Raw genomic sequence first — 25,440 nt, forward strand, 5'->3', positions numbered from 1 at the left:
GTGATTAGGGGTTAGTGATTAGCGGTTAGGGGTTGCCTAACTGCCATCTACATAAATTGCTTGGCTGCCTTTGCCGCCGTCTCTTCTATCTTCTTGCAGACATTGTCATCGATGACACCCGACTTCAACACATCGAGCACCTCCATCTGATAATCTCTTTCAAGGAATTCGAGGAAACTGCGTTCAAACTCATTCACCTTGTCCAAAGGCACATCCTTCAGCAAACCGTGCGTGCCACAATAAAGAATGGCAATCTGCTTCTCTACAGGCATCGGACTGTACTGGGGCTGTACCAGCAAACGGGTATTCTTCTGGCCCTTGTCGATGGTGAGCGCAGTAACCGGGTCCATATCGCCGCTGAACTTGGTGAATGCTTCCAGTTCGCGATACTGTGCCTGGTCTATCTTCAACGTACCCGCCACCTTCTTCATTGCCTTAATCTGGGCGTTACCGCCTACACGGCTCACGGAGATACCTACGTCGATAGCCGGACGGTTGCCCTGGTTGAAGAGGTTGGTGTCGAGGAATATCTGTCCGTCGGTAATGGAGATTACGTTTGTAGGGATGTAAGCCGACACGTCGCCCGCCTGCGTTTCGATAATGGGAAGCGCCGTCAATGAGCCGCCGCCCTTCACTCTGCCTTTCAGGCTTTCGGGCAGGTCGTTCATCTCGCGTGCCACTTCTTCCTGGTTGATAATCTTCGCCGCACGCTCCAGCAGACGGGAGTGCAGGTAGAAGATGTCGCCCGGATAGGCTTCACGTCCGGACGGACGGCGCAAAATCAAGGATACCTCACGATACGCCACGGCCTGCTTGGACAGGTCGTCATAAACAACCAGCGCATGACGGCCGGTATCGCGGAAATACTCACCGATTGCAGCGCCGGCAAACGGGGCGTAATACTGCAACGCAGCCGGGTCGCCCGCCGTAGCTGCCACAACGATGGTGTAATCCATCGCACCGTTCTCGCGCAGTGTATTTACGATAGATGCTACCGTAGAACCTTTCTGGCCGATAGCTACGTAGATACAGTATACGGGGTCGCCTGCGTCGTAGTTGGCACGCTGGTTAATGATGGTATCGATGGCAATCGCGGTCTTACCCGTCTGACGGTCGCCGATAATCAGCTCACGCTGCCCGCGGCCGATAGGAATCATGGCATCGACAGCCTTCAGACCGGTCTGCAACGGCTGGTTTACCGGCTGACGGTAAATAACGCCCGGAGCTTTACGCTCCAACGGCATTTCGCAAAGCTCGCCGCCTATCAGCCCCTTGCCGTCCAACGGTTCGCCCAACGGGTCGATAACACGTCCCAACATACCCTCGCCTACCATAATGGAAGCAATACGCTTGGTACGTTTCACCACGAAGCCTTCCTTGATTTTATCCGTAGGGCCTAACAACACAGCACCTACGTTATCTTCTTCAAGGTTCATCACGATGGCTTTGATACCGTTGTCAAACTCCAGCAACTCGTTTGCTTCGGCATTACGCAACCCGTAGATACGCGCCACGCCATCGCTGACTTGCAGCACCGTACCGATTTCATCCAGTTGCACGCGGGTGTCGATGCCTTCCAACTGTTTGCGCAGAATATCGGAGACTTCGCTTACTTTTATATTTTCAGACAACATTTTATTTAGCAATTAATGTTTAGTGATTAATGATCGGTATTCGGTTATATCACTAACCACTGTTATACAATTCTTCTGTTCTTATCAATGAACTGCTGTTTCACTCTCTTTAGCTGGGTAGCAATACTGGCATCCAGACGGAAATCGTTGATGTCGAATATGAATCCGCCTTCGATTGAAGGGTCAACATCGGTCTGTAACTCCATTTTGGCATGTAGCAAATGGGAAGCGCTATTTCGGATGCGTTCCCAAATCTCACGACTTACGGGTACGGCAGTCGTCAGTTTCGCTACACCGATATGTCTGCTCTTTCTGTATAAGTCCAGATAGCTCAAACAGATATATTGCAGAAATGCCTCACGCCTGTTTTTTAATATCAGCGTAACGAAACGGGACAATTCCTGCCCGGCAGGAGCATCCCCCACTGCTGCGGTACAGATAAGCGAGAATTTCTCCTGTACCGGCAGTACAGGGTTCTCCAATGCCGCACGCAAATCAGGATGCTTCTCGAAACTCCTGCTCAACGTGCGCATTTCCGTATACAGCCTGTCTTCCGTACCCGTGCTCTTGGCATACTCCATGAGAGCCTTTGCATACCGCATCGAAACAATTCCTATATCCATTTTTCCAAAGATTAATGATTAGCGATTGGCCGTCAGCATTTCATCCAGCATACGGTCAATCATTTCCATCTGGTCTTGCTCTTTGTCCAGATTATGACGGATTATCTTCTCCGCAATATCTACCGATAGTACAGCAACCTGACGGCGGATATCACGGATAGCTTCTTCCTTCTCTTGCTGAATCTGCTGTTTCACATCATCCAGCTCTTTCTGTGCAAGGGCTTCGGCATGTTTACGCGCCTCGACAATAATCTTGTCACGCTCGTGCATTGCTTCCCGCATGATGCGCCCCTGCTCCTTGTTTGCAGCAGCAATCAACGCATCACTCTCCTCTTTCAGTTTGGCGAGCTGGGCGTTTGCCTGACGTGCCACTTCCAGCGACTGGTCTATGTAGGCCCTACGCTCTTCCACCATTTTCGTAATGACGGGAAAGCCGTATTTGGCCAGTACCACAAAAACCACGCCGAATGAAAGGAGCATCCAGAACAGCAGACCACTATCAGGTAATAACAATGACATAATTTAAATTTTTTATAAGAAGAATACCAACAGACACACAACAACCGCCAACAATGCAACACCTTCAATCAAGGCGGCGGCAATAATCATGTTCATACGAATATCTCCCGATGCTTCCGGCTGGCGTGCAATGGCTTCCATGGCAGAACTACCAATCTTGCCAATACCCATACCTGCACCGATAACAGCCAAACCAGCACCCAGGGCAGCGCCCAATTTACTAACTCCAACACCTGCCGCAGCAGCTTGCAATAATACAGATAGTAACATAACTTTCAAATTTTAAATTGTTATTTTATTAATGTTTATATTCCAGATAATCTTATCATTTTCTCATTTTATTGCCTTCTTCTCACCGGCTTTCTCCGTGTGCTCTTCCTGTGCCAGACCGATAAACACCGCCGACAGCATGGTAAACACATACGCCTGGATAAAGGCCACCAGCAATTCCAATCCGTTCATAAAGATATTGAACAGCACCGAAGCTACCGTCAGCGAACCGTTCAAGGCAGGCCCCATACTCGCCGATATGAATATCAGACATGTAAGCACCAGCATCGCCATGTGTCCTGCCAGCATATTGGCAAAAAGACGTATCATCAAGGCAAACGGCTTCGTAAAGATTCCGAAGAACTCGATAAACGGCATCATGGGCACAGGCACTTTCAGCCACCAGGGCACATCGGGCCAGAAAATATCTTTCCAATATGCCTTGGTTCCGAAAATATTAACGGCAAGGAATGTGCAAACGGCCAGCACCATTGTAATTGCAATGTTACCGGTGACATTTGCCCCGCCCGGAAACACCGGAATCAATCCCATAAGGTTGTTTATGAAGATAAAGAAGAATGCAGTAAGCAAGTAAGGGGCAAACTTACGGTACTTCGGTCCTACACAGCTCTTTATGACATCATCATTCACCATCATAATGAACATCTCCATAAACCCGACGAAACCGCCCGGAGCCGCACTGTCCTGAGGATGCCTGCGATACCAGCGGGCAACGCTCAGTACAATGACTATCAATAATACACTGTTGATGAGCAATGCCAGCGTAACCTTCGTAATGGATATATCCCACGGGCGCACCTCATTGCCTGCTGCATCGTGCTCCACCAGTTTTCCTTCGTACTTGCTGCCTTCCGGAGCAATGGAAAGTCCCTCGTAACTGCCTCCGTTCTCCTCCAGACGGGAAGAAAGGAATACGTGCCACCCCGTTGTGCCGCTATATACAATGACGGGCAACGGAATGATAACCTTCGTTTCTCCGAAATCGGTGATGTGCCATTCGTACGAATCGCCGATATGCCCGAACACGATTTCCTTTACGTCTACCGTATTCTCCTCTTGCTCGGCAGGAGTCACATCGTCACGTTGGGCCATGCTGTCGAGTTCGGCCACAAGGCCGTTTTGCGCTGCGGGAATACTGTCGGCCTGCATAGAAACGGCAGGTAATGATAACCCACATGCCAGCAATACTCCGGTTAGTATGTTACGCAATTGTTTCATTTTCTTGTCTCTTTTTCTTTTTCAGCTTCCGGTTCATTTCAAAAGTGAAGAAAAACCAGGAGTCATAAGTCAAATATATCAGATAGTTAGCGATGAACGTCAACAGGAACTCTTTTGCTTCCTCACGCACTGCAACGCAATACACCAGCATCACAATAATAGATGCAAGCATCCGCATAACACGCATCAGCAGATATATCTGCAACATCCGCCCCGGCATCCGGTAACGGCAGCTTTCAACCATGTTTATCATAAACACGCCGAAAACAAGGAAGAAGGCAGGTATCAGCGGATAACCGCCGAAATAGTGGTGCGGGAATACCGAATAATAAACCCATCCGCCTATGCCGCCCACCAATACCGTTAGAAGCGCCACTTGCCACAAATAGTTCCGTTTTGTTATACTCACATCAATCCGATTTAAGGTTGGTAATCAAAAAGAGTCAGTCTATACAAACCGAAACTCTGTTGCTGTTCATCTCTACAAAACCGCCATGAATATCCAGTGCACGTTCTTCGCCGTCTTTCGTTACATAAGCCAGCGTACCTGCTTTCAACGACGATACAATGGGTGCATGTTGCACCAGAATAGTAAACGAGCCAAGCGTACCCGGCAATGTTACACTATCTACTTCGCCTGTGAAGATTTCCTTTTCCGGCGATACAATATCCAAATGCAGTCCTTTCATCTTTATAGTCTACTGAATTTTTATTTCTTTGCCTGTTCCAGCAATTTCTTTCCTTTCTCTATTGCTTCCTCGATAGTGCCGACATTCAGGAAAGCCGGTTCGGGCAGATAATCGACTTCACCGTCCAGAATCATTTTAAACCCTTTAATGGTATCTTCTATAGAGACCATTGTACCGGGAACTCCGGTGAACTGTTCGGCCACAGCAAAAGGCTGTGACAAGAAACGTTGTACACGGCGGGCACGATTTACCAATGTGCGGTCGGCATCCGAAAGTTCTTCCATACCGAGGATAGAGATAATATCCTGCAACTCCTTGTTGCGTTGGAGAATCTGCTTTACGCGCTGGGCTACTTCGTAATGCTCCTGACCTACGATATGCGGGTCGAGAATACGAGAGGTAGACTCCAACGGGTCGACAGCCGGATAGATGCCAAGTTCGGTAATCTTACGGCTCAATACCGTTGTTGCATCCAGGTGCGTGAAAGTAGTGGCGGGTGCAGGGTCGGTCAGGTCATCGGCAGGAACATATACTGCCTGTACGGAAGTGATGGAACCGTTGCGTGTAGAAGTAATGCGTTCCTGCATAGCACCCATTTCCGTTGCAAGTGTAGGCTGATAACCTACGGCCGAAGGCATACGTCCCAATAGGGCAGACACCTCGGAACCGGCCTGGGTGAAACGGAATATGTTATCAATGAAGAACAATATATCGCGCGGACCGTTCGATTCAGACCCCATGTCACGGAAAGATTCGGCTACCGTCAAACCGGACAACGCAACCGACTGGCGCGCACCCGGCGGCTCGTTCATCTGACCGAATATCAGGGACACCTGCGATTTGGCCACTTCGTCATAGTCCACTTTGGAAAGATCCCAATGACCTTCTTCCATTCCTTTCTTAAACTCTTCGCCATAACGGATTACACCGGATTCAATCATCTCCCTCAACAGGTCGTTACCTTCACGGGTACGCTCTCCCACTCCGGCAAATACGGAAAAACCGTTCTGCTTCTTGGCGATATTATTGATTAACTCCTGGATGAGTACAGTCTTGCCTACACCCGCACCACCAAACAGCCCAATCTTACCGCCCTTACTGTATGGCTCCAGCAGGTCGATAACCTTGATACCCGTATAGAGTACCTCTTGTACGGTAGTCAAATCTTCAAATTTAGGGGGTTCGCGGTGGATAGGATAAGCACCAGTACAGTCCAGTTCTTTCATTCCGTCGATAGAGTCTCCTACGACATTCATCAGACGGCCTTTGATTTGTTCTCCTATCGGCATAGTGATCGGTCCGCCCAACGGGTAAACTTTCATGCCTCTCTGCAGACCATCCGTACTATCCATAGCTACGGTTCTTACGGTATTTTCACCAATGTGCTGCTGTACTTCCACAATCAGCCTTTTACCGTGATTCTTTCTTATTTCCAGTGCGTCGTGAATGCTTGGCAGCATCAGCTCTGCCTCTGTTCCTTCAAAATAGACGTCTACAACAGGTCCGATAACCTGAGAGATATGTCCAACAATCTGTGACATAAGCAATCTTTTTATATTCTATTTTCCTAATTATTTCCAGTAAAATTGTAAGTCGCTGCATGGAATCTTCCATCAGTCATGTCGCGTCTTTCATCGTCCAAATTCACTTGCTCTACTAACATTCGCGCCAGACTGTTTGTTCATTCAAAATAGTTACATAAACAACTTCGCAAATGTATAAACAAATCACGTCTAATTGTTCTCCTTAAAAGCATTTTTTCTATAAATTACACTATTTTGAACGATTAATACTACAATGGGAACAATTTGTTCCACACATAATAACGTTGGTTAACAATCGGTAATGCACCTAATCATAAAAAGCCATCCGTATTCTCCTAAAAAATAAGCCCTGTCTCGCGACAAGGCTTATTCACAACACAAACACAAAATAAAACACGACAAAACTACTATGCAATCTTACCTGTCTATGCCGGGGAGGCATATGTACTAATTACGGATATTCACATATACATAAGCAGCATCAGGCCGATTTGCATGTAATAAACAAATGCGGGGAAGCATTTGTTTATTTTCTGTATGTTAATAAAGTTTAAAATCATTATTCTTATTGAATACCTCTCTCACGAAGCTTCAACTGCCAGTTCCATGCGGAGCGCAAAGTATCTTCAATACCTACTTCCGCTTTCCAACCCAGCTCTTCGTTTGCCAGTTTCGGATCGGCCCACACCTTTACTATGTCTCCGGCACGGCGACCTACAATCTGGTAGTTCAGCTTCACACCGGTTGCCTTTTCAAACGCATTGATCAATTCCAATACGGAAAGACCGCGTCCGGTACCGATATTGAACACTTCCACTTTTTCCTTCTGTTTCTTCTCCAGAATACGGCGGATAGCTACAACATGAGCCTTTGCCAAATCCACCACATTGATGAAATCGCGGATACAGGAACCGTCAGGAGTATCGTAATCGTCACCGAATACACTCAATTTCTCACGGATACCGATAGCCGTCTGGGTGAGGTACGGTATCAGATTCTGCGGCACACCGTTAGGCAATTCACCGAGCAGTGCCGAAGGATGGGCGCCAATCGGGTTGAAGTAACGCAGCAGAATCGCATTGATGGGAGCACCGGAAGCAACCGTATCACGAACAATCTCTTCGTTGATTTGCTTCGTATTTCCGTACGGGGATTCCGCCTTCTTGATAGGAGCCTCTTCCGTTACGGGAAGATGGTCGGGCTGACCATATACGGTACAGGAAGAAGAGAATACAATGCCCTCTACTCCATGCTTAGGCATCAGTTCGAGCAGGTTTATCAAGGAAACCAAGTTGTTGCGGTAATAAAGCAACGGCTTTTCCACAGACTCTCCCACCGCCTTGCTTGCCGCAAAATGGATAATAGCCTTGATACCTTTATATTTAGCAAACACAGCGTCGAGACCGGCGTAATCCAGGCAATCCAATTTCTCGAATGCAGGACGGATGCCCGATACCTTTTCAATGTTGTCTACAACATCTGCGCTGGAGTTTGACAGATTATCGATAATAACGACTTCATAACCTGCGTTCTGAAGTTCTACCACAGTATGAGAACCAATATAGCCGGTTCCGCCTGTAACCAAGATTTTCTCTTTCATATTAATATAGATAATTTAGCTTTTAGGTTATCATTAGGCTACAAATGTAAGGAAATAAATTCATAAAGCACGTACATGACCGGTAAAAATTAACCAAAGAATATTTCACCCCTGACCGTGTACGATAACTTTGCCCATAAAAGACAAAGCGAAGAAACCGCCCTCTTCTTTTACAAAGAGAACCGGTTCTTCGCTTTAGCTTAAATTCAGAGTATATCTTAGAGCTTAACTACGCCGGAGAAGCCCATGAATGCCATAGCCAGCAAACCGGCAGTAATCAAAGCTATCGGAGTTCCCTGCATGCCCTTCGGCACGTTCACCAGACTCATCTGTTCGCGCAGACCTGCAAAGAGCGTCAACGCCAGACCGAAGCCGATAGCCGTAGAGAATGCATAAACCACACCGGTCAGCAAATCATAATCTTTCTGGATAACGAGGATAGCCACACCGAGAATACAGCAGTTCGTTGTAATCAGAGGCAAGAACACACCTAAAGCCTGGTATAAAGAAGGAGATACTTTTTTCAGGATAATCTCCACCATCTGCACCAATGCGGCAATCACAAGGATAAAGGTGATGGTTTGAAGATAGCCCAGACCGAAAGCATCGAGCACAAACTTCTGAATGAGGAACGTTACGATTGTAGCAATAGTAAGCACGAATGCCACTGCTGCCGACATGCCCAACGCTGTCTCCACTTTCTTGGATACGCCCAGAAACGGACAGATACCCAGGAATTGCGACAACACAATGTTATTGACAAAGATTGCCGAGATAAATATCAATATATATTCCATAATATCAATTCTAATTATGAATTACAAATTATGCTTTCTTGAAGCTGTTAACCAACGCAATGAGGTATCCCAAAGCAATAAACGCACCCGGTGCAAGAACAAATACCAGCATACCGTATTCTTCGGGAAGAATCGTGAGGTTGAATATCTTGCCTGTGCCCAGGAATTCGCGGACAGCACCCAATAAAGTCAATGCGATAGTAAAACCTAATCCCATACCCAAACCGTCGAAGAAGGATGCCACCGGATTATTTTTGGCAGCAAAAGCCTCGGCGCGGCCCAGTACGATACAGTTTACCACAATCAGCGGAATAAACAAGCCCAGTGTCGCATAAAGTGCGGGAACGTAAGCCTGCATCACCATTTGCAGCAGTGTTACGAACGATGCGATTACAACAATGAAAGAAGGAATACGCACCATATCCGGAATAAGGTTCTTGATAGCGGAAATCACCACATTGGAACAGATAAGCACGAACATCGTTGCCAGTCCCATACCCATGCCGTTGATAGCAGATGAAGTCGTACCCAATGTAGGACACATACCAAGCAGGAGTACAAACGTAGGATTCTCTTTTACAATCCCGTTCATCAATACTTTAAAATTATTCATATCTCTACTCCTTTCTTATTTAGCACTGACAGAATCAGTGAGTTCAACTTTAATAGTAGCTCCCGTAGCCGTATTTGCTCCGGCAGCCTCTTCCACATTCTTTTGAGTAGCTCCCGTAGCGCCGTCAGCGGTATTCTGACCTGCATAGGCAGCATATGCAACGTTTACGGCATTCAGGAATGCGCGTGAAGTAATGGTTGAAGCTGTAATGGCATCTACCTTACCGCCGTCCTTGCTTACAGTCAGAGAAGCTTCACCGGGATTCATACCTGTAATATCTCCCTTGTTTCCTTTCTTGAACCAGTCGGCAGCCTTGGAGCCCAATCCCGGAGTCTCCACATGCGACAGCAGCGAGTAATCGATAATCTTGCCTTCGGCATCGAAGCCTACCAATACCTTCAGCTCACCGCCAAAGCCCATGGAAGTCGCTTCAACAGCAGCACCGATGAATTTGCCTTCTTTAGTGGCGGGATACACAGCGTATTGGACACCGTTTACCTCCTGAGTCTTTTTTTCGGCAATCGGGTCATTGTCAAAACCCGGAACCACGGCGCTGACAGCATCGCTCAACGTCTTGGCATTGGCCTGCGCAATAGGTTCTTTCGTCAGTTCATTTACATAAGCCAGCAATGCTACGGATATCGCAGTAACTCCCGTAAGCACCAGCAACATATTCTTTAAGGATGATTCTAACTTTTTCATTTCTTCTTCGCTACCTCCCCAAAGCGTTTAGGTTTAACATATGTGTTGATAAGCGGAGTAAACGCATTCATAATCAGAATAGCGAACGACATACCTTCGGGATATGCACCGAACAGACGGATGATGACCGTGAGCAGACCGATACATACGCCGTAAATCAGCATTCCCTTATGGCTCATCGGAGAAGTTACATAATCCGTAGCCATGAAGATAGCACCCAGCATCAGACCACCGGACAGCAGTTGCACCACCGGAGATACATAGATTTCCGGATTAACCCAGTACATGATGCCGGAGAAAACGAATACCGTAGCCAAAATGGATACGGGAATGTGCCATGTAATAATCTTCTTCCACAACATATAGGCCAGTCCCAACAGCAGGGCCAATGCGCTGACTTCACCCAGACAACCGCCGTTATTACCGATCAGCAAGTTGAAAGATGAGGGAAGGTCGCTCAAAGACATGCCCGGAGCACCGCTGATTACACCTTTCATTATAGCCAACGGTGTAGCAGCCGTAGTGGCATCCGTGTAAGCGGTCAGTTGTCCTACGGCAGGCCATGTGGTCATCTGCACAGGGAACGACAGCAACAGGAACACACGTCCCGCCAATGCCGGGTTAAAAGGATTACAACCCAAACCTCCGAAAGACATCTTGCCTACACCGATAGCAAACAAGGCGCCTAGAATGATAATCCAGACAGGAAGATTGGAAGGTAAGTTGAATGCCAGCAACACACCGGTGATAATAGCGGAACCGTCACAGATGGTTGTGGTTTCTTTCTTCATCAGAAATTTGCCGATAGCCCATTCAAAGAACAGACAGGCTGCTACGGAAGTAGCCGTAACAATCAGCGCGCCCAGTCCGAAAAAGTAAAGCGATACAAGAAATGCAGGAATCAATGCTATCAGCACGCCGTACATATTCTTCTGCACGCTGTCACCGCCGTGAACGTGGGGCGAAAGGGATACGATTAATTTATTCATAAGATTATACTAAATCAATTCTTTCATTTTTTTACCTGACGTGCACGTATCATCGCTCCTACCTTACCCTTACCCAAACGGATATAGTCCAGCAACGGGCGGTTGGAAGGACAAGTGAACTGGCATGAGCCACACTCGATACACGACATGACATCTTCTTTCTCTACTCTTTCAAAATCGCCGTGAGCCGATACGGTAGCAAGCAAGTAGGGTTCCAGCCCCATAGGACAGGCACTCACACATTTGGCGCAACGGATACATGGCTGCACCTCACCGCGCTTGGCTTCCTTATCGTTCATAATCAGGATGCCGGAACTGCCTTTCGCAGTCGGCACATCCGTATTTACCAGCGCCTTACCCATCATCGGACCGCCGCCGATAATCTTGCCCGTATCTTCGGGCAGACCGCCGCAAGCGTCAATCAACTGCTTCATCGGCGTACCGATACGTGCCAGGAAGTTGGAAGGCTTGGACAAAGACTTGCCGGTAACGGTAATGACACGCTCAAACAGCGGTTTATTCTTCTGAACAGCCTGATATACGGCAAATGCAGTACCTACATTCTGTACAACGGCACCCGTGGAGATAGGCAATGCACCGGCAGCGACCTGACGACTGATAACAGCGTCTATCAACTGCTTTTCACCGCCTTGCGGGTACTGTACTTTCAAGGGCACAACCTCGATACCGGCATAGCCGGCAGCTACTTTCGTCATCAGCTGGATAGCATCGGGCTTATTATTCTCAATACCGATGAATGCCTTGTTCACCTTAACGGCTTTCATCAGGATAGAAACACCTACCATGATTTCTTCGGCATGCTCCAGCATCAACTGGTGGTCGGCAGTAAGATACGGCTCGCACTCCACGGCATTGATTATGACACATTCCGCCTTGAATGCAGGCGGTGGGCACAACTTCACCTGTGTAGGAAAACAAGCGCCTCCCAAACCTACGATACCGGCATCCGCAATCTTCTTCACGATTTCCTCGGCTGTGAGATTGCACTCTTTTACCAATGTATCGGTACGGTCTATGGTCTCTTCCCACTCATCCCCCTCTACATCAATGAATACAGCCGGTTTGGCGTATCCGCTGGCATCGACGATAGTGTCGATTTTTGCGACCTTTCCGCTGACAGACGAATGGATAGCCGCTGATACGAAACCGCCGGGTTCGGCAATCTTTGTACCTACTTTCACAACATCACCTTTAGCAACGATAGGCTTTGCAGGAGCGCCGATATGCTGGCTCAACAAGATAACGGCTTTTGCCGGAATCTCTGCCTGTACGATAGGCTGATGTGCTGAAAGTTTATTTTCGTGTGGATGAACTCCACCGATTGAAAATGTCTTCAACATACAATTCTGTATTTTTAGTCGTTTAATTTCTTTTAATATTATGCTTCAGTTTTCGGAGCAGCAGTTTCAGAAGCTTTGGAAGTTTCCGCTGTTTTTTTAGGAGCTTCTGCGGGCTTTGCAGGAGTTTCCACCGGCTTCTTCGCAGCTTCCGCAACTTTCTTCACCGGCTCTGCAACCTTGGGAGCAACAGCCTCTCCTTCCGCTTTCGGTTTACGCGGCGGGAAATTGAGGGCGATTATCGTACCTTGCGGACAAACTTCTTCGCATTTACGGCAAGACTTACATTTGTTCGGGTCGATGTATGCCAAATTGTTCTCCAGCGTAATTGCCTCGAACGGACATACCTTTACACACTTGCCACAGCCGATGCAGGCTACAGTACAGGCCTTACGGGCTACAGCACCCTTATCCTTGTTTACGCACTGCACATAAACGCGGCGGGATTTCTTGCCTTGCGGACGGATTTCGATAATATTTCTCGGACAAGCCTTGACACATGCGCCGCAAGCAGTACACTTGCTTTCGTCTACCTCAGGAAGTCCGGTTTCGGGATTCATGCGGATAGCACCGAACTGGCAGGCAGACACACAGTCGCCACACCCCAAACAGCCAAAGCTGCATCCCGTTTCGCCACCGTAAAGAGAAGCTGCGATAGCACAGCTCTTCGCACCGTCGTATTGATTGACACGAGGGCGGTTGGCACACGTTCCGTTACATCTTACCACTGCAACCATCGGTTCGGCAGCAGCAGCATCCAATCCCAGGATTTCGGCAACTTTCGTCATGACAGGCTGTCCGCCCACCGGACAAAGTTTACCTTCCAACGAACCTGCCTTGACGCAAGCATCGGCAAATCCGCTACAACCCGGGTAACCACATCCACCGCAGTTTGCCTGAGGCAGCACGGCTGCCACTTGTGCAATTCGCGGATCTTCATACACGGCAAATTTCTTGGAAGCCACGTAAAGAATAACCGCCGCAACCAGCGCTATGGCCCCCAATGAAATTACTGCAATCAGAATTACATTCATAAATTAGTTGTTTATTAATTATTTGTTTTATGTATTAGTTAGTTCATCGGTTTAATCGAGAAAGAGAACTTCTTTCCCAATCGCGACTTGTTCAGCCACAATATATAATAATAAGGTATAAGGAGCCCTAACGAACACAGTGCAGAGACCAGCTCGTCGTGCCACATAGCCATAAAAGCAAAAAGGGAAAAGATTAAAACAAGAAAAGGAAACACAAACGCAAGCAAAACCGCCATTACCCCCATAGACAATTCTCCGACAACCCATACACGGTCGCCGGGCTGATAAGAAGAACTTTCATCTATAACATCGATAAGCTTTTCTTTTGTATCGGCAGAACTGCAATGTCCCTTGATACTGCATGAAGCACATGCTGAAGTTTGAACAATCCTCACCTGAAGATGAGTGCCGTTTATGTTTTCCACAATACCCTGATGTCTTATAGTATCCGCCATTTTGCAAAGTGTGCATTACAAATCGCGGCAAATTTACGCATTATTTGCGAACTGCAAGGGATTAGACTGCTTTTTCTGTGTACGTAAACGCTCTTTTTCCTGTTTTTCGCAGTTTTTCGCTATTTTTTCTTCTGAAAAACAAAAAAGAGCGCCCCGCTGTCAGCGGAGCGCCCCCTTTAATCATTCGCAACAGATATGGTTACCATTTGTAATTGATACCGAAGCTCAACAATTCCTTCACCTGGAAATAGCTGTCGCCTTCGGTCGGTTTGGCACTGTCATCAAAACGGGCATGCACATAAAGTTTGGTGGAGAGATAACGGTTCAGCACAAAATTAATGGTGTTTTCCCATTCAATACGTGTCCACTCGTAACTGGTCTGGAAGTCCAACCGTGAATCCAGAACGATAGAAGGTATGATAGTCCACGAAAGCGTAGGCTGTATTTGAGAACCGAAATTATGCTTGACGCACTTACCCTCGTCCAGGCCGAACTTCACTTCGTCCACCTCTTTATTGCCCACATAGCGCAACATATAGGTCAGCGGAGCAATAAAAACAGACAAGTTAAACTTTTCCTTTTTCAGCTTATAGTCCATACCGATACTGGACGACCAATCAGCGGGTGCAAAGAATGCTGAGACCAGCTCTTCGCTATTCGCCTTGTAACTATGGCAAAACTGTGTTTTAAATTCCGTAGTAATGGTATAATACCATTTGGATGCAGCCTGAATACCCAATTTGCTATAAAGGCGGAACTGGTCGGTGCTTACCAGGTAATCGTGGAACTCATCGGAAGGAGCTGAGTTGAAACCGAACTTGGCATCCAGCATATTCTCCCACTGGAGTTTCTCCCTATCGTTATAGTTGGCAAACAACTGCAGGTTGGCAAGCAAGGAGTTCGTACTTTCACCGCCCTTATACCAGTTGTCGGAAATATAGTTTTGCGTAATTTGCAACGAACCGTTTCCACCGGTCACCCACCAGTTGGGCTTTTGTATCACGACTTCCGCCTCTTCTTTCACTCTTGCCATGTTCTCCTGGGCAAAGAGTTTCACCACGGAAGGCTTGGAAGAGATTTCCTTTTCGATATTGTCCTTGAAAAGTTTTTTCTTTTTAATCTCTTTCTCGGTCATTACCACCAAGTCCGGACGATTGACGTACGTATTCATCATCACGCGGTCCACAACCCTATTCGCATTCTCTTTCGACAAGAAGCTCAATGTATCGAACGGCAAGAGCTCTTTCGTCATCGCAGGTACAGTATCCGGCTTCTGGAAAGTCCAGTCAACCTGCGACAGGCGTTCCATAGGAGCATAATAATAAGTGGTGGGAACAAACATACGGTAATAGTCCGGATTGTATGCAATATACCGTTCGGGAGTAGCCGGATCGTTCAAATAATCCAACACCCCGAAATATTTTTCATACAGCACAGAGACTGTATCCAACCGGTACCCGTTATCGCAGGGTTTCAGTTTCAATATCCAGTTCTGGCTCCAAATACCCGACAATGTATCCGCATTCTCCGTTGCAGCCCGCTTTCTTGTACTCTTTGCAGCATTTTGGGCTATCACCGGAAAAGAAAGCAGTGCGGCAACCAATCCTATTAAAATACGTCTATTCCTCATACTTTTCTTAAAATCTATATTTGAACGCAAAATTAAATCAAAATGTTCAGATTACAAAAGGTGGAAAGTGAAAGTTTATCAGAACCTTATTACGCACAGATATTCCACTTTTTATAATTGTTTTCACCAAACTGTTATGTACTTCCTCTTTTTTTTCATAATTTTGCGCTTTAATTTTTAGAGAAAACATTTAAAAACAGTATAGCTGTGGGAGAAACAAAGTATATTTTCGTCACCGGTGGCGTTGCCTCTTCATTGGGCAAAGGTATTATTTCGTCATCCATCGGTAAATTATTGCAAGCAAGAGGTTATAAAGTAACAATTCAGAAGTTCGACCCGTATATCAATATCGACCCGGGTACGCTGAACCCTTATGAACACGGAGAATGCTACGTAACGGTAGACGGCCATGAAGCCGATCTCGACCTGGGACACTACGAACGCTTCCTGGGTATCCAGACCACAAAGGCCAACAATATTACAACCGGACGTATCTACAAAAGCGTTATCGACAAAGAGCGCCGCGGCGATTATCTGGGAAAGACCATTCAGGTAATCCCTCACATTACGGATGAAATCAAGCGTAATGTAAAGCTGTTGGGCAACAAATATAAATTCGATTTCGTAATTACCGAAATCGGTGGTACGGTAGGCGACATCGAGTCTCTTCCGTACTTGGAAAGCATCCGCCAGTTGAAATGGGAGTTGGGTAAAGACGCCTTGTGCGTACACCTTACTTATGTACCCTATCTTGCAGCAGCCGGCGAATTGAAAACCAAACCGACCCAGCACTCCGTAAAAGAGTTGCAAAGCGCCGGTATCCAGCCCGATGTGCTGGTACTCCGCACGGAACATGAGTTGAGCAGTACCTTGCGCAAGAAAGTGGCCCTTTTCTGCAATGTAGACGAAAAAGCCGTTGTACAGAGCATCGATGCACCTACTATCTACGAAGTGCCTATTCTGATGCAGGCTCAGGGACTGGACGAAACTATCCTGAAGAAAATGGGACTTCCCGTGGGCGATACTCCGGGGCTGGGTCCGTGGCGCGCTTTCCTCGAACGCCGTCACAAGGCAGAAACGACCGAACCGGTACACATCGCACTGGTGGGCAAGTACGATTTGCAGGATGCCTACAAATCCATCCGCGAAGCCCTTTCACAAGCCGGAACATACAATGACCGCAAGGTATCCGTAGATTTCGTAAACAGCGAGAAGCTGACGGACGAAAACGTAGCGGAAGCATTGAAAGGCATGTCGGGCGTTCTCATCGGACCGGGCTTCGGCGAACGTGGCATTGCCGGAAAGTTCGTAGCCATCAAATATGCGCGTACACACGATATTCCGACATTCGGTATCTGCCTGGGTATGCAATGCATTGCCATTGAATTTGCCCGCAACGTACTGGGATACGCTGATGCCAATTCGCGCGAAATGGATGAAAAGACACCGCACAACGTTATCGACATCATGGAAGAGCAGAAGTCCATTACCAATATGGGCGGCACGATGCGTCTGGGCGCTTACGAATGCGTATTGCAAGAAGGCAGCAAAGCCTACGAGGCCTATGGCACGGAACACATACAGGAGCGCCACCGTCACCGCTATGAGTTCAACAACGCATATAAGGCAGAGTATGAAGCGGCCGGCATGCAGTGTACGGGCATCAATCCGGAATCGGACCTGGTGGAGATAGTAGAGATACCCGCCCTGAAATGGTTTGTCGGAACCCAGTTCCACCCCGAATACAGCAGTACCGTACTGCACCCGCATCCGCTATTTGTAGCTTTCGTAAAGGCTGCGATTGAAAACGAAACAAAGTAATCATCACTAATTAATAATTGAAAATTCATATTTGATTAAATGGATAAAAACACCATCACAGGCCTTGTCTTGATAGCAATCCTGTTAGTCGGATTCAGCTTTCTGAGCCGTCCGAGCAAGGAGCAATTGGCTGCACAGCAACGCTATTACGACTCCATAGCCCAAGTACAACAACGCGAAGCTGACCTGAAAGCAAAGGCGGAAGCTGCCTTGGCCAATGACAAGGAGGAACAGACGGCAGACTCTACCGCTCTCTTCTTCAACGCTCTTCAGGGAACCGACTCACAGGTTACAATACAAAACAATCTGGCAGAGCTGACAGTTGCCACCAAGGGCGGACGTATTTCGTCAGCTACGTTGAAAGAGTATATGGGACAGGACAAAAAGACACCTGTTACCCTATTCAGCGGTAACGATGCTTCCATGAACTTCCTTTTCTACAACAAGAAGGAAACCATACAGACGGAAAACTACTATTTTTCGGTGGTGAACCGTACGGACAGCACCGTAACCATGCGTTTGGCGGCAGACAGCGCCAGCTATATCGACTTTAAGTATGCCATGCACAATGACACCTATCTGGTAGACTTTACAATCGACGCCGTAGGTATGGCAAACAAGCTGGCAAACACCGACTATGTAGACATCGAATGGTCGCAGCGTGCACGTCAGATAGAAAAGGGATATACGTATGAGAACCGCCTGGCGGAGTTGACCTATAAAATTACCGGAGACGGAACCGATTACCTGTCTGCCGGCAAGAACGATGAGAAAGAAGTGGCAGAACGCCTGGACTGGATTGCTTTCAAGAACCAGTTCTTCTCTTCCGTATTCCTCGCCGATGCCAACTTTGAGAAGACGAAGCTGAACTCAAAGCTGGAGACACAGGGAAGCGGCTACATCAAGGATTACTCTGCCGAAATGAGCACTGCTTTCGACCCGACCGGCAAGACTCCGACGCAACTGTTCTTCTACTTCGGTCCCAACCACTACAAAACGCTGACCGCGCTCGATAAAGGACGCGAGAACAAGTGGGAGCTCAACCGCCTGGTATATCTGGGCTGGCCGTTAATCCGCTGGATAAACAAATGGTTCACCATCAACATCTTCGACTGGCTGTCCAGCTGGGGATTGAGCATGGGTATCGTTCTGCTGCTGATGACATTGATTGTAAAAGCAGTGGTATTTCCCGCAACTTGGAAAACGTACATCTCCTCTGCCAAAATGCGTGTACTGAAACCGAAAATAGACGAAATAGGCAAGAAGTATCCCAAGCAGGAAGATGCCATGAAGAAACAGCAGGAAGTGATGGCGCTTTACAGCCAATACGGCGTGAGTCCGATGGGCGGCTGTCTGCCGATGCTGATTCAGTTCCCCATTCTAATGGCATTGTTTATGTTCGTGCCGAGTGCCATCGAGCTGCGCCAGCAAAGTTTCTTGTGGGCCGATGACTTGTCCACGTACGATGCGTTCATCAATTTCCCGTTCCATATTCCGTTCCTGGGCAGTCACCTCAGCCTTTTCTGCCTGCTGATGACAGTAACGAATATCCTGAACACCAAATTTATGATGCAGCAGCAGGACACTGGCGCCAACCCGCAAATGGCAGCCATGAAATGGATGTCGTACCTGATGCCCGTTATGTTCCTGTTTATATTGAACGACTATCCTTCGGGACTGAACTACTACTACTTCATTTCGACGCTTGTCAGTGTGGTAACTACCATCATCATGCGCAAAATGACGAATGAGGAAGCGCTTCTGGCACAACTGGAAGCGAACAGGAAAGACCCGAAGAAAATGAAAAAGACCGGCTTCGCTGCCCGCCTTGAAGCTATGCAGAAGCAACAGGAGCAGATGATGAAAGAAAAGCAGAACAGGAAATAAACTTCCGTTCAAGATATTTTTTCAGAAGGAAGCCGGACAATGCACTTTGCCCGGCTTCCTTTTCCTTTTTTCGAGTATATCAGTCTCCCCCAAAAAGAGTTATCGAATGTATCCCAAAAACCTATTTATCGAATATGCAGACTAAATACACCTACAAAGAAATCTGGCTTATAGCCTACCCTATTCTCATCAGCCTGCTCATGGAGCAGATGATCGGCATGACAGACACTGCCTTCCTGGGACGCGTGGGCGAGATAGAATTAGGAGCATCCGCCATTGCAGGTATCTTCTACATAGTAATGTTCATGGTGGCATTCGGTTTCAGTATCGGAGCGCAAATTCTGATAGCACGGCGCAACGGCGAACAGCAATATAAAGAGATAGGCAACCTCTTCTACCAGGGAGTCTATTTCCAGTTGGGAATGGCAGCGGTTATGTTTGCCCTCTGTTACAGCTTCGCTCCGGTGATATTGAAACGGCTTGTCTCTTCCCAGCACATCTACGATGCGGCAATGAGCTACCTCAACTGGCGTGTCTTCGGATTCTTTTTCTCCTTTACGGCAGTGATGTTCCGTGCGTTCTTTCTGGGAACGACACAGACCAAAACGCTGACGCTGAACTCAATCGTCATGGTATTGAGCAATGTCGTATTCAACTACATCCTGATATTCGGAAAATTCGGAGTGCCGCAGCTCGGCATTGCCGGAGCCGCCATAGGCTCGTCGTTGGCGGAATTGGTGTCATTGATATTCTTCATCCTCTACACCCGTCACCGCATCGACATCCGCAAGTACGGACTGGACAAAATACCGGGTATCCGCTGGAACATACTCAAACGCATGCTCAACGTCTCTTTCTGGACGATGGTACAGAACTTCCTGTCACTCTCCACGTGGTTCCTGCTCTTCCTCTACGTAGAGCATCTGGGAGAACGTTCGCTGGCCGTTACCAACATCATCCGCAACGTATCGGGCATAATGTTCATGGTTATGATGGCATTCGCTTCAACCTGCGGGTCGCTTGTCAGCAACCTTATCGGAGCAGGACACACCGACTGCGTGCCTGGTACGATACGGCAGCATATCCGCATAGCCTATGCGTTCGTGTTGCCGCTTGCCGTGTTCTTTGCGCTGTGCCCCAAGCTGATACTGAGCGTGTACACGGATATGCCGGAACTGCAAGAGGCAGCCGTTCCCTCGCTTTGGGTACTTTGCTCCGCCTATCTGTTCCTCGTACCCGCCAACGTCTATTTCCAGTCCGTATCGGGCACCGGAAACACGCGTACTGCCCTGGCCCTGGAGATGATAACACTGGTGGTTTATACCTGCTACATCACATACATCGTAGCTTATCTGAAACTGGACGTGGCATTTGCATGGACATCGGAAATTGTTTATTCCGTAGGAATCCTGGTGCTTTGCTATTTCTACATGAAGAAAGGGAAATGGAGTCTGAAGAAAATTTAAATTAATTTCCTATCTTCGTTACCGAAATAAATCTTCAAACATATATGAAACAATCAAACCTATTATTTATGTCGGCAGCAATGATGTTGGCATCCTGCGGCGAAACCAAAGACGCAGGACAGAACGGAACGCTTATCGAAAGATCGGATATAAAGATTGAAGGTAAGCGCATGACGCCCGAAGCGCTTTGGGCAATGGGCCGTATCGGCAGCGTAGCCGTATCGCCCGACGAGAAACAGATTGCTTACTCGGTAGCCTATTACAGCGTACCGGAAAACAAGAGCAACAACGAGTTGTTTGTCATGAATGCCGATGGCAGCAGCAACAGACAAATCACCCGCGACAGCTGGCAGGAAAGCCAACCCGTCTGGATTAAAGACGGCAAGAAAATCGCTTTCCTCTGCAACGAAAGCGGCAGCAGCCAGGTGTGGGAGATGAACCCGGACGGTACGGAACGCAAACAGCTCACCCGGTACGAGGGAGACATCGAAGGATTCGCTTTCTCGCCCGACGGCAAGAAGCTGCTTTTCATTGCGCAGGTAAAAACCGTACAGAGCACCGCCGACAAGCATCCCGACCTGCCCAAGGCAACCGGTATCATCGTTACCGACTTGATGTACAAGCATTGGGACGAATGGGTGACAACCGCTCCGCATCCCTTCGTTGCAGACTTCGACGGCAACGGCATCAGCAACGTACAGGATATTCTGGACGGCGAACCCTACGAAAGTCCGATGAAACCCTGGGGCGGTATCGAGCAACTGGCCTGGAGCCCTGCTTCGGACAAAGTGGCCTATACCTGCCGCAAAAAGACGGGACTGGCCTATGCCGTCTCCACCAATTCCGATATTTACATCTATGACCTTGCCACCGGGAAAACGGAAAACATCACCGAAGAGAACAAAGGGTACGATACCAATCCCCAATATTCGCCCGACGGCAAGTACATAGCCTGGCAGAGCATGGAACGCGACGGCTACGAGGCAGACCTCAACCGCCTGTTCGTCATGAACCTTGCAACCGGAGAGAAGCGTTTCGTAAGCCACGCCTTCGAATCCAACGTAGATGCTTTCTTGTGGAACAAAGACTCGCAAAGCATATACTTCATCGGCGTATGGCACGGTGAAACGCAGATTTACAACATCGATCTTGCCGACAATGACAGTCTGAACCGGCTTACCGACGGCATGCACGACTACGCCTCTCTTGCCCTTTGCGGTGACAAGCTCATTGCCAAGCGCCACTCCATGAGTATGGGAGATGAGATATATGCCGTAAACAACACACGCAACGGCAATGCTTTCGCCGAGGCCGAGCAACTGACATTCGAGAACAAGCAAATCTACGACCAACTGGAGATGGGTAAAGTAGAGGCCCGCTGGATGACGACCACCGACGGCAAGCAAATGCTGACCTGGGTTATCTACCCGCCCCAATTCGACCCGAACAAGAAGTACCCCACCCTGCTCTTCTGCGAGGGCGGACCTCAAAGCCCCGTCAGCCAGTTCTGGAGCTATCGCTGGAATTTCCAGATTATGGCTGCCAACGACTATATCATCGTAGCTCCCAACCGCCGCGGTCTTCCGGGCTTCGGTGTGGAGTGGAATGAAGCCATCAGCGGCGATTACGGCGGCCAGTGCATGAAAGACTACTTCACAGCCATCGACGAAATGGCAAAAGAACCGTTTGTCGACAAAGACCGCCTGGGTTGTGTAGGCGCCAGCTTCGGCGGCTTCTCCGTTTACTGGCTTGCCGGACATCACGACAAACGCTTCAAGGCATTCATCGCCCACGACGGTATATTCAACATGGAAATGCAGTATCTGGAGACAGAGGAAAAATGGTTTGCCAACTGGGATATGGGCGGCGCATACTGGGAAAAGGACAACGCCACAGCCCAACGTACATTTGCCAACTCCCCCCACCTCTTCGTAGATAAATGGGACACCCCTATCCTCTGCATTCATGGCGAAAAGGATTTCCGCATCCTTGCCAACCAGGCAATGGCTGCCTTTGACGCCGCCGTAATGCGCGGTGTTCCTGCCGAACTGCTTATCTATCCCGATGAGAACCACTGGGTGCTGAAACCGCAAAACGGCGTTCTGTGGCAGCGCACATTCTTTGAATGGCTGGATAAGTGGCTGAAGCCTGCAAAACAATAAAGAAAGCAGATAAAAAAGAATATGAAAAAAGAAAGCCGGCACATCGTTGCAGTGATGTTGCCGGCTTCTTTTTTTCTATGTCATGCCTCCGCTTGTCAGACCAGCACGCCCAATATCGGGAATGTCGCTCCCTGCATTGCGAAGCAGATGCCAAAGACACATGCACTTACAATCCAAAGAATGACCAATGTCCATTTCAGGCCGGAAACCATAGGCTGCCACTTGAATATCTGGCTGAATATCATCCAAACGAGGCTTACCAACGGAATGCCCACTACCAGGATACCTGCAATATACATCACAATGGCCGATAACGGAGAAGCAGGCAATACTACATTAAAAGTAGGGAACATCGAGATAAGTGCTGCCCCACCGCCGATGGCCACCATTACGGCAGCAAAAAGCAGGGCTACGAACACCACTCCGAACACAAACAGCAGCGGACTGCAGATGATAGCGAATATCACCAGGCAGATTTTAAGGAACAGCCCCACCACCATAACCAGGGCATCGCCCAGTTTCTGCAGGAAAGTGCGAGGCTTGTCGGACCTCATATAATCGTTCACACCGTTTGCCACCTTCTCAAAACCGCCGGTCACCGTCTTACCTATATTATCCACCGTAACCGCCTCGCCCCGCATACTCAGTTTCTCGGCTGCCGTGCGGGCTTCCGGAACGATTATCCAGCAAATGATATAGGCGGGTATCAGGAGCTTGAATCCGAAAATCATGATTATTACAAGCACCAGACGCAACATCGTCACGTCCCAACCCCAATAGGCAGCCAATCCGCTCACCACACCGCCCAACATCTTATCGTCGGGATTGCGATAGAAATGGTGAGACACTTTCTCCGCAGTTGCGGAAGCGCCTGCACCTGTATTGCCGGCATGGTTGCTGCCGTCCCAACTGCCGCTTCCGGAAGCGGCATCTCCTGCATCAGGCTCCAGTTCCTCCGGCTTTCCCATGCGGGCAATCACTTCTTCCACATAGGCAATGGTAATCACCTGCGAACCCGCAGCAAGCTTCTCCGTAAAAAGCTCGGAGATACGGCGTTCAATATCATCGATTATCTCGTCTGCACCGGCTTCCTTACGGAAATGTATCTTCAGGTTGCTTAAATAATTATCCAAAAGGCGGTAGGCATCTTCATCGATATGAAAAACCGTTCCTCCTAAATTTACCGTTAATGTCTTTTTCATCGTTATATGTTTTTTATTTATTCTTTCATTACTCTTCAATAGCCCAACATGCTTCACGCTAATTGTTGGCAATATGATTGACCGTATCGCTCAGTTCGCGCCAGGACACCTCCAGCTCACCCAGAAAAGCTTCTCCTTTTGCGGTCAGCCTATAGTATTTGCGAGGCGGTCCCTGCGTGGACTCTATCCATTCGTAACTCAGCAAATCATCGTTCTTCAAACGGGTGAGCAGCGGATAGAGCGTACCTTCCACCACAATGAGCCTCGCTTCCTTCAGTTTCTGTATAATATCCGAAGCATAAGCCGGCTCTTTATGGAGCAACAGCATGATACAATATTCAAGCATGCCCTTGCGCATCTGCGACTTTACATTATTAACGTCCATAATTCGTATATGTTATTAAATGGTTTGACTATTTACAACAAAAAATGCCATACCTGCATCCTTTGTATGGCACAAATATATGTATTATCTTAGTACCTTGTATTGCAAAGTACCTTACATTAATATTATTTAAGAGTATATATGACCGGAGAGCAATCCGGGCTGCGCCTGTCGCACCCGCAAAATTCCCGTTGATATGCCACAAATAATTGCAGTTTGGTTTCTGTTTGAAACAAAGTATGCTATATTTGCATCATATTAATATAAACGCAACAAAACATGTTTACCATCAGAAAAGCAACAAGCGCCGATTGCGGGTTAATCCATAAACTCGCCTGGCAGATATTTCCCGAAACTTACAAAGAAATTCTTTCAAAAGAACAAATCGAATATATGATGGAATGGATGTACTCCTTAGAAAGCATCCGCCAACAGATGGAAGAAGAGGGACATGTGTACCTCATTGCCTGTGAGGAGTGCGAAGCGGCGGGTTATGTATCCGTACAGCAACAGGGAAAAGACCTGTTTCACCTGCAAAAGATTTATGTGCTTCCTTATTATCAGGGCGCACACTGCGGGAGTTTCCTGTTTAGCGAAGCTGTGAAATACATCAGGGATGTGCATCCCGCCCCGTGCATCATGGAGCTGAACGTAAACCGCAACAACAAAGCGGTAGTTTTTTACGAGCACATGGGGATGAAGAAATCCAGAGAGGGAGATTTTCCGATAGGAAACGGATATTATATGAACGACTACATCATGCAGTTGAAAATCGAAGAATAAGCAGCGGGCTGCATTATGGAATCCAAAGGGCTACACTA

The 25,440-nt window shown here is 47.9% G+C and carries 24 protein-coding genes; 5 read left to right on the forward strand and 19 right to left on the reverse strand.

All coding sequences use genetic code 11. The features are described from left to right. Positions 1-47 precede the first annotated feature (47 nt). The 17 genes from atpA to NQ565_RS12245 all read right to left on the reverse strand — a co-directional run bounded on the left by atpA (position 48) and on the right by NQ565_RS12245 (position 15,696). Positions 48-1,631 (reverse strand): F0F1 ATP synthase subunit alpha, encoded by a 1,584-nt coding sequence (atpA, locus tag NQ565_RS12165; RefSeq protein ID WP_139168192.1) that lies wholly within the window; start codon positions 1,629-1,631, stop codon positions 48-50. A gap of 65 nt (positions 1,632-1,696) precedes the next feature. Next, positions 1,697-2,257 (reverse strand): F0F1 ATP synthase subunit delta, encoded by a 561-nt coding sequence (locus NQ565_RS12170; RefSeq protein ID WP_005653920.1) that lies wholly within the window; start codon positions 2,255-2,257, stop codon positions 1,697-1,699. A gap of 18 nt (positions 2,258-2,275) precedes the next feature. Continuing rightward, complete coding sequence (gene atpF / locus NQ565_RS12175) at positions 2,276-2,776, reverse strand: F0F1 ATP synthase subunit B (RefSeq protein WP_005653917.1); 501 nt, start codon at positions 2,774-2,776, stop codon at positions 2,276-2,278. Positions 2,777-2,788: 12 nt separating this feature from the next. Beyond that, entirely contained in the window at positions 2,789-3,046 is a 258-nt protein-coding gene (gene atpE, locus NQ565_RS12180) for an ATP synthase F0 subunit C (protein WP_005653914.1), read from the reverse strand. A gap of 63 nt (positions 3,047-3,109) precedes the next feature. Next, positions 3,110-4,285 carry a F0F1 ATP synthase subunit A gene (gene atpB, locus NQ565_RS12185; protein WP_005653912.1) on the reverse strand — a complete coding sequence of 392 codons (1,176 nt, stop codon included), beginning with the start codon at positions 4,283-4,285 and terminating at the stop codon, positions 3,110-3,112. Then, positions 4,269-4,694, reverse strand: a complete 426-nt coding sequence (locus NQ565_RS12190; protein ID WP_005653908.1) for a hypothetical protein — start codon at positions 4,692-4,694, stop codon at positions 4,269-4,271. The genes atpB and NQ565_RS12190 overlap by 17 nt, the downstream gene beginning before the upstream one ends. 34 nt (positions 4,695-4,728) lie before the next feature. Beyond that, positions 4,729-4,974, reverse strand: a complete 246-nt coding sequence (atpC, locus tag NQ565_RS12195) for an ATP synthase F1 subunit epsilon (RefSeq protein ID WP_005653906.1) — start codon at positions 4,972-4,974, stop codon at positions 4,729-4,731. A gap of 20 nt (positions 4,975-4,994) precedes the next feature. Beyond that, the gene (gene atpD, locus NQ565_RS12200) at positions 4,995-6,515 is read right to left on the reverse strand and encodes a F0F1 ATP synthase subunit beta (RefSeq protein WP_005653904.1); all 1,521 of its coding nucleotides are present in this window, start codon (positions 6,513-6,515) and stop codon (positions 4,995-4,997) included. 568 nt (positions 6,516-7,083) lie between these two features. Further along, positions 7,084-8,118, reverse strand: a complete 1,035-nt coding sequence (gene galE / locus NQ565_RS12205) for a UDP-glucose 4-epimerase GalE (protein WP_005653903.1) — start codon at positions 8,116-8,118, stop codon at positions 7,084-7,086. Between the two features lie 218 nt (positions 8,119-8,336). Continuing rightward, complete coding sequence (gene rsxA, locus NQ565_RS12210; RefSeq protein ID WP_005653902.1) at positions 8,337-8,915, reverse strand: electron transport complex subunit RsxA; 579 nt, start codon at positions 8,913-8,915, stop codon at positions 8,337-8,339. Between the two features lie 28 nt (positions 8,916-8,943). Further along, complete coding sequence (gene rsxE / locus NQ565_RS12215; protein WP_005653901.1) at positions 8,944-9,528, reverse strand: electron transport complex subunit RsxE; 585 nt, start codon at positions 9,526-9,528, stop codon at positions 8,944-8,946. Positions 9,529-9,543: 15 nt separating this feature from the next. After that, positions 9,544-10,230 (reverse strand): RnfABCDGE type electron transport complex subunit G, encoded by a 687-nt coding sequence (locus NQ565_RS12220; RefSeq protein WP_005653900.1) that lies wholly within the window; start codon positions 10,228-10,230, stop codon positions 9,544-9,546. After that, positions 10,227-11,219, reverse strand: a complete 993-nt coding sequence (locus NQ565_RS12225; RefSeq protein WP_005653899.1) for an RnfABCDGE type electron transport complex subunit D — start codon at positions 11,217-11,219, stop codon at positions 10,227-10,229. The genes NQ565_RS12220 and NQ565_RS12225 overlap by 4 nt, the downstream gene beginning before the upstream one ends. A 23-nt stretch (positions 11,220-11,242) precedes the next feature. Then, positions 11,243-12,580, reverse strand: coding sequence for an electron transport complex subunit RsxC (gene rsxC / locus NQ565_RS12230; RefSeq protein ID WP_005653898.1), 1,338 nt, complete (start codon positions 12,578-12,580; stop codon positions 11,243-11,245). Between the two features lie 38 nt (positions 12,581-12,618). Beyond that, positions 12,619-13,611 (reverse strand): Fe-S cluster domain-containing protein, encoded by a 993-nt coding sequence (locus NQ565_RS12235; RefSeq protein ID WP_005653897.1) that lies wholly within the window; start codon positions 13,609-13,611, stop codon positions 12,619-12,621. A 38-nt stretch (positions 13,612-13,649) separates the two neighbouring features. After that, complete coding sequence (locus NQ565_RS12240) at positions 13,650-14,066, reverse strand: SoxR reducing system RseC family protein (RefSeq protein ID WP_005653896.1); 417 nt, start codon at positions 14,064-14,066, stop codon at positions 13,650-13,652. Between the two features lie 199 nt (positions 14,067-14,265). Continuing rightward, complete coding sequence (locus NQ565_RS12245; RefSeq protein WP_005653893.1) at positions 14,266-15,696, reverse strand: DUF3078 domain-containing protein; 1,431 nt, start codon at positions 15,694-15,696, stop codon at positions 14,266-14,268. Between the two features lie 207 nt (positions 15,697-15,903). On the opposite strand from NQ565_RS12245, the gene NQ565_RS12250 reads away from it, so the two are divergent. From NQ565_RS12250 to NQ565_RS12265, 4 genes are all read left to right on the forward strand, one after another. Continuing rightward, positions 15,904-17,517, forward strand: a complete 1,614-nt coding sequence (locus NQ565_RS12250; RefSeq protein WP_005653891.1) for a CTP synthase — start codon at positions 15,904-15,906, stop codon at positions 17,515-17,517. Between the two features lie 39 nt (positions 17,518-17,556). Next, complete coding sequence (gene yidC, locus NQ565_RS12255) at positions 17,557-19,404, forward strand: membrane protein insertase YidC (RefSeq protein WP_005653889.1); 1,848 nt, start codon at positions 17,557-17,559, stop codon at positions 19,402-19,404. A gap of 134 nt (positions 19,405-19,538) precedes the next feature. Further along, on the forward strand, positions 19,539-20,870 hold the full coding sequence (locus NQ565_RS12260; protein WP_005653888.1) for an MATE family efflux transporter: 1,332 nt from the start codon (positions 19,539-19,541) through the stop codon (positions 20,868-20,870). Positions 20,871-20,914: 44 nt separating this feature from the next. Beyond that, entirely contained in the window at positions 20,915-23,032 is a 2,118-nt protein-coding gene (locus NQ565_RS12265; protein WP_005653886.1) for a dipeptidyl-peptidase 5, read from the forward strand. A gap of 95 nt (positions 23,033-23,127) precedes the next feature. Here the strand turns inward: NQ565_RS12265 and NQ565_RS12270 are convergent, their stop codons facing one another. Then, positions 23,128-24,234, reverse strand: coding sequence for a PspC domain-containing protein (locus NQ565_RS12270; RefSeq protein WP_040315610.1), 1,107 nt, complete (start codon positions 24,232-24,234; stop codon positions 23,128-23,130). A 58-nt stretch (positions 24,235-24,292) separates the two neighbouring features. Next, the gene (locus NQ565_RS12275; RefSeq protein WP_005653884.1) at positions 24,293-24,619 is read right to left on the reverse strand and encodes a PadR family transcriptional regulator; all 327 of its coding nucleotides are present in this window, start codon (positions 24,617-24,619) and stop codon (positions 24,293-24,295) included. A 279-nt stretch (positions 24,620-24,898) separates the two neighbouring features. On the opposite strand from NQ565_RS12275, the gene NQ565_RS12280 reads away from it, so the two are divergent. Then, positions 24,899-25,402 (forward strand): GNAT family N-acetyltransferase, encoded by a 504-nt coding sequence (locus NQ565_RS12280; RefSeq protein ID WP_005653882.1) that lies wholly within the window; start codon positions 24,899-24,901, stop codon positions 25,400-25,402. The last annotated feature ends 38 nt before the right edge of the window (positions 25,403-25,440 follow it).

The organism is Bacteroides stercoris ATCC 43183, assembly GCF_025147325.1.
GTDB classification, from domain to species: domain Bacteria; phylum Bacteroidota; class Bacteroidia; order Bacteroidales; family Bacteroidaceae; genus Bacteroides; species Bacteroides stercoris.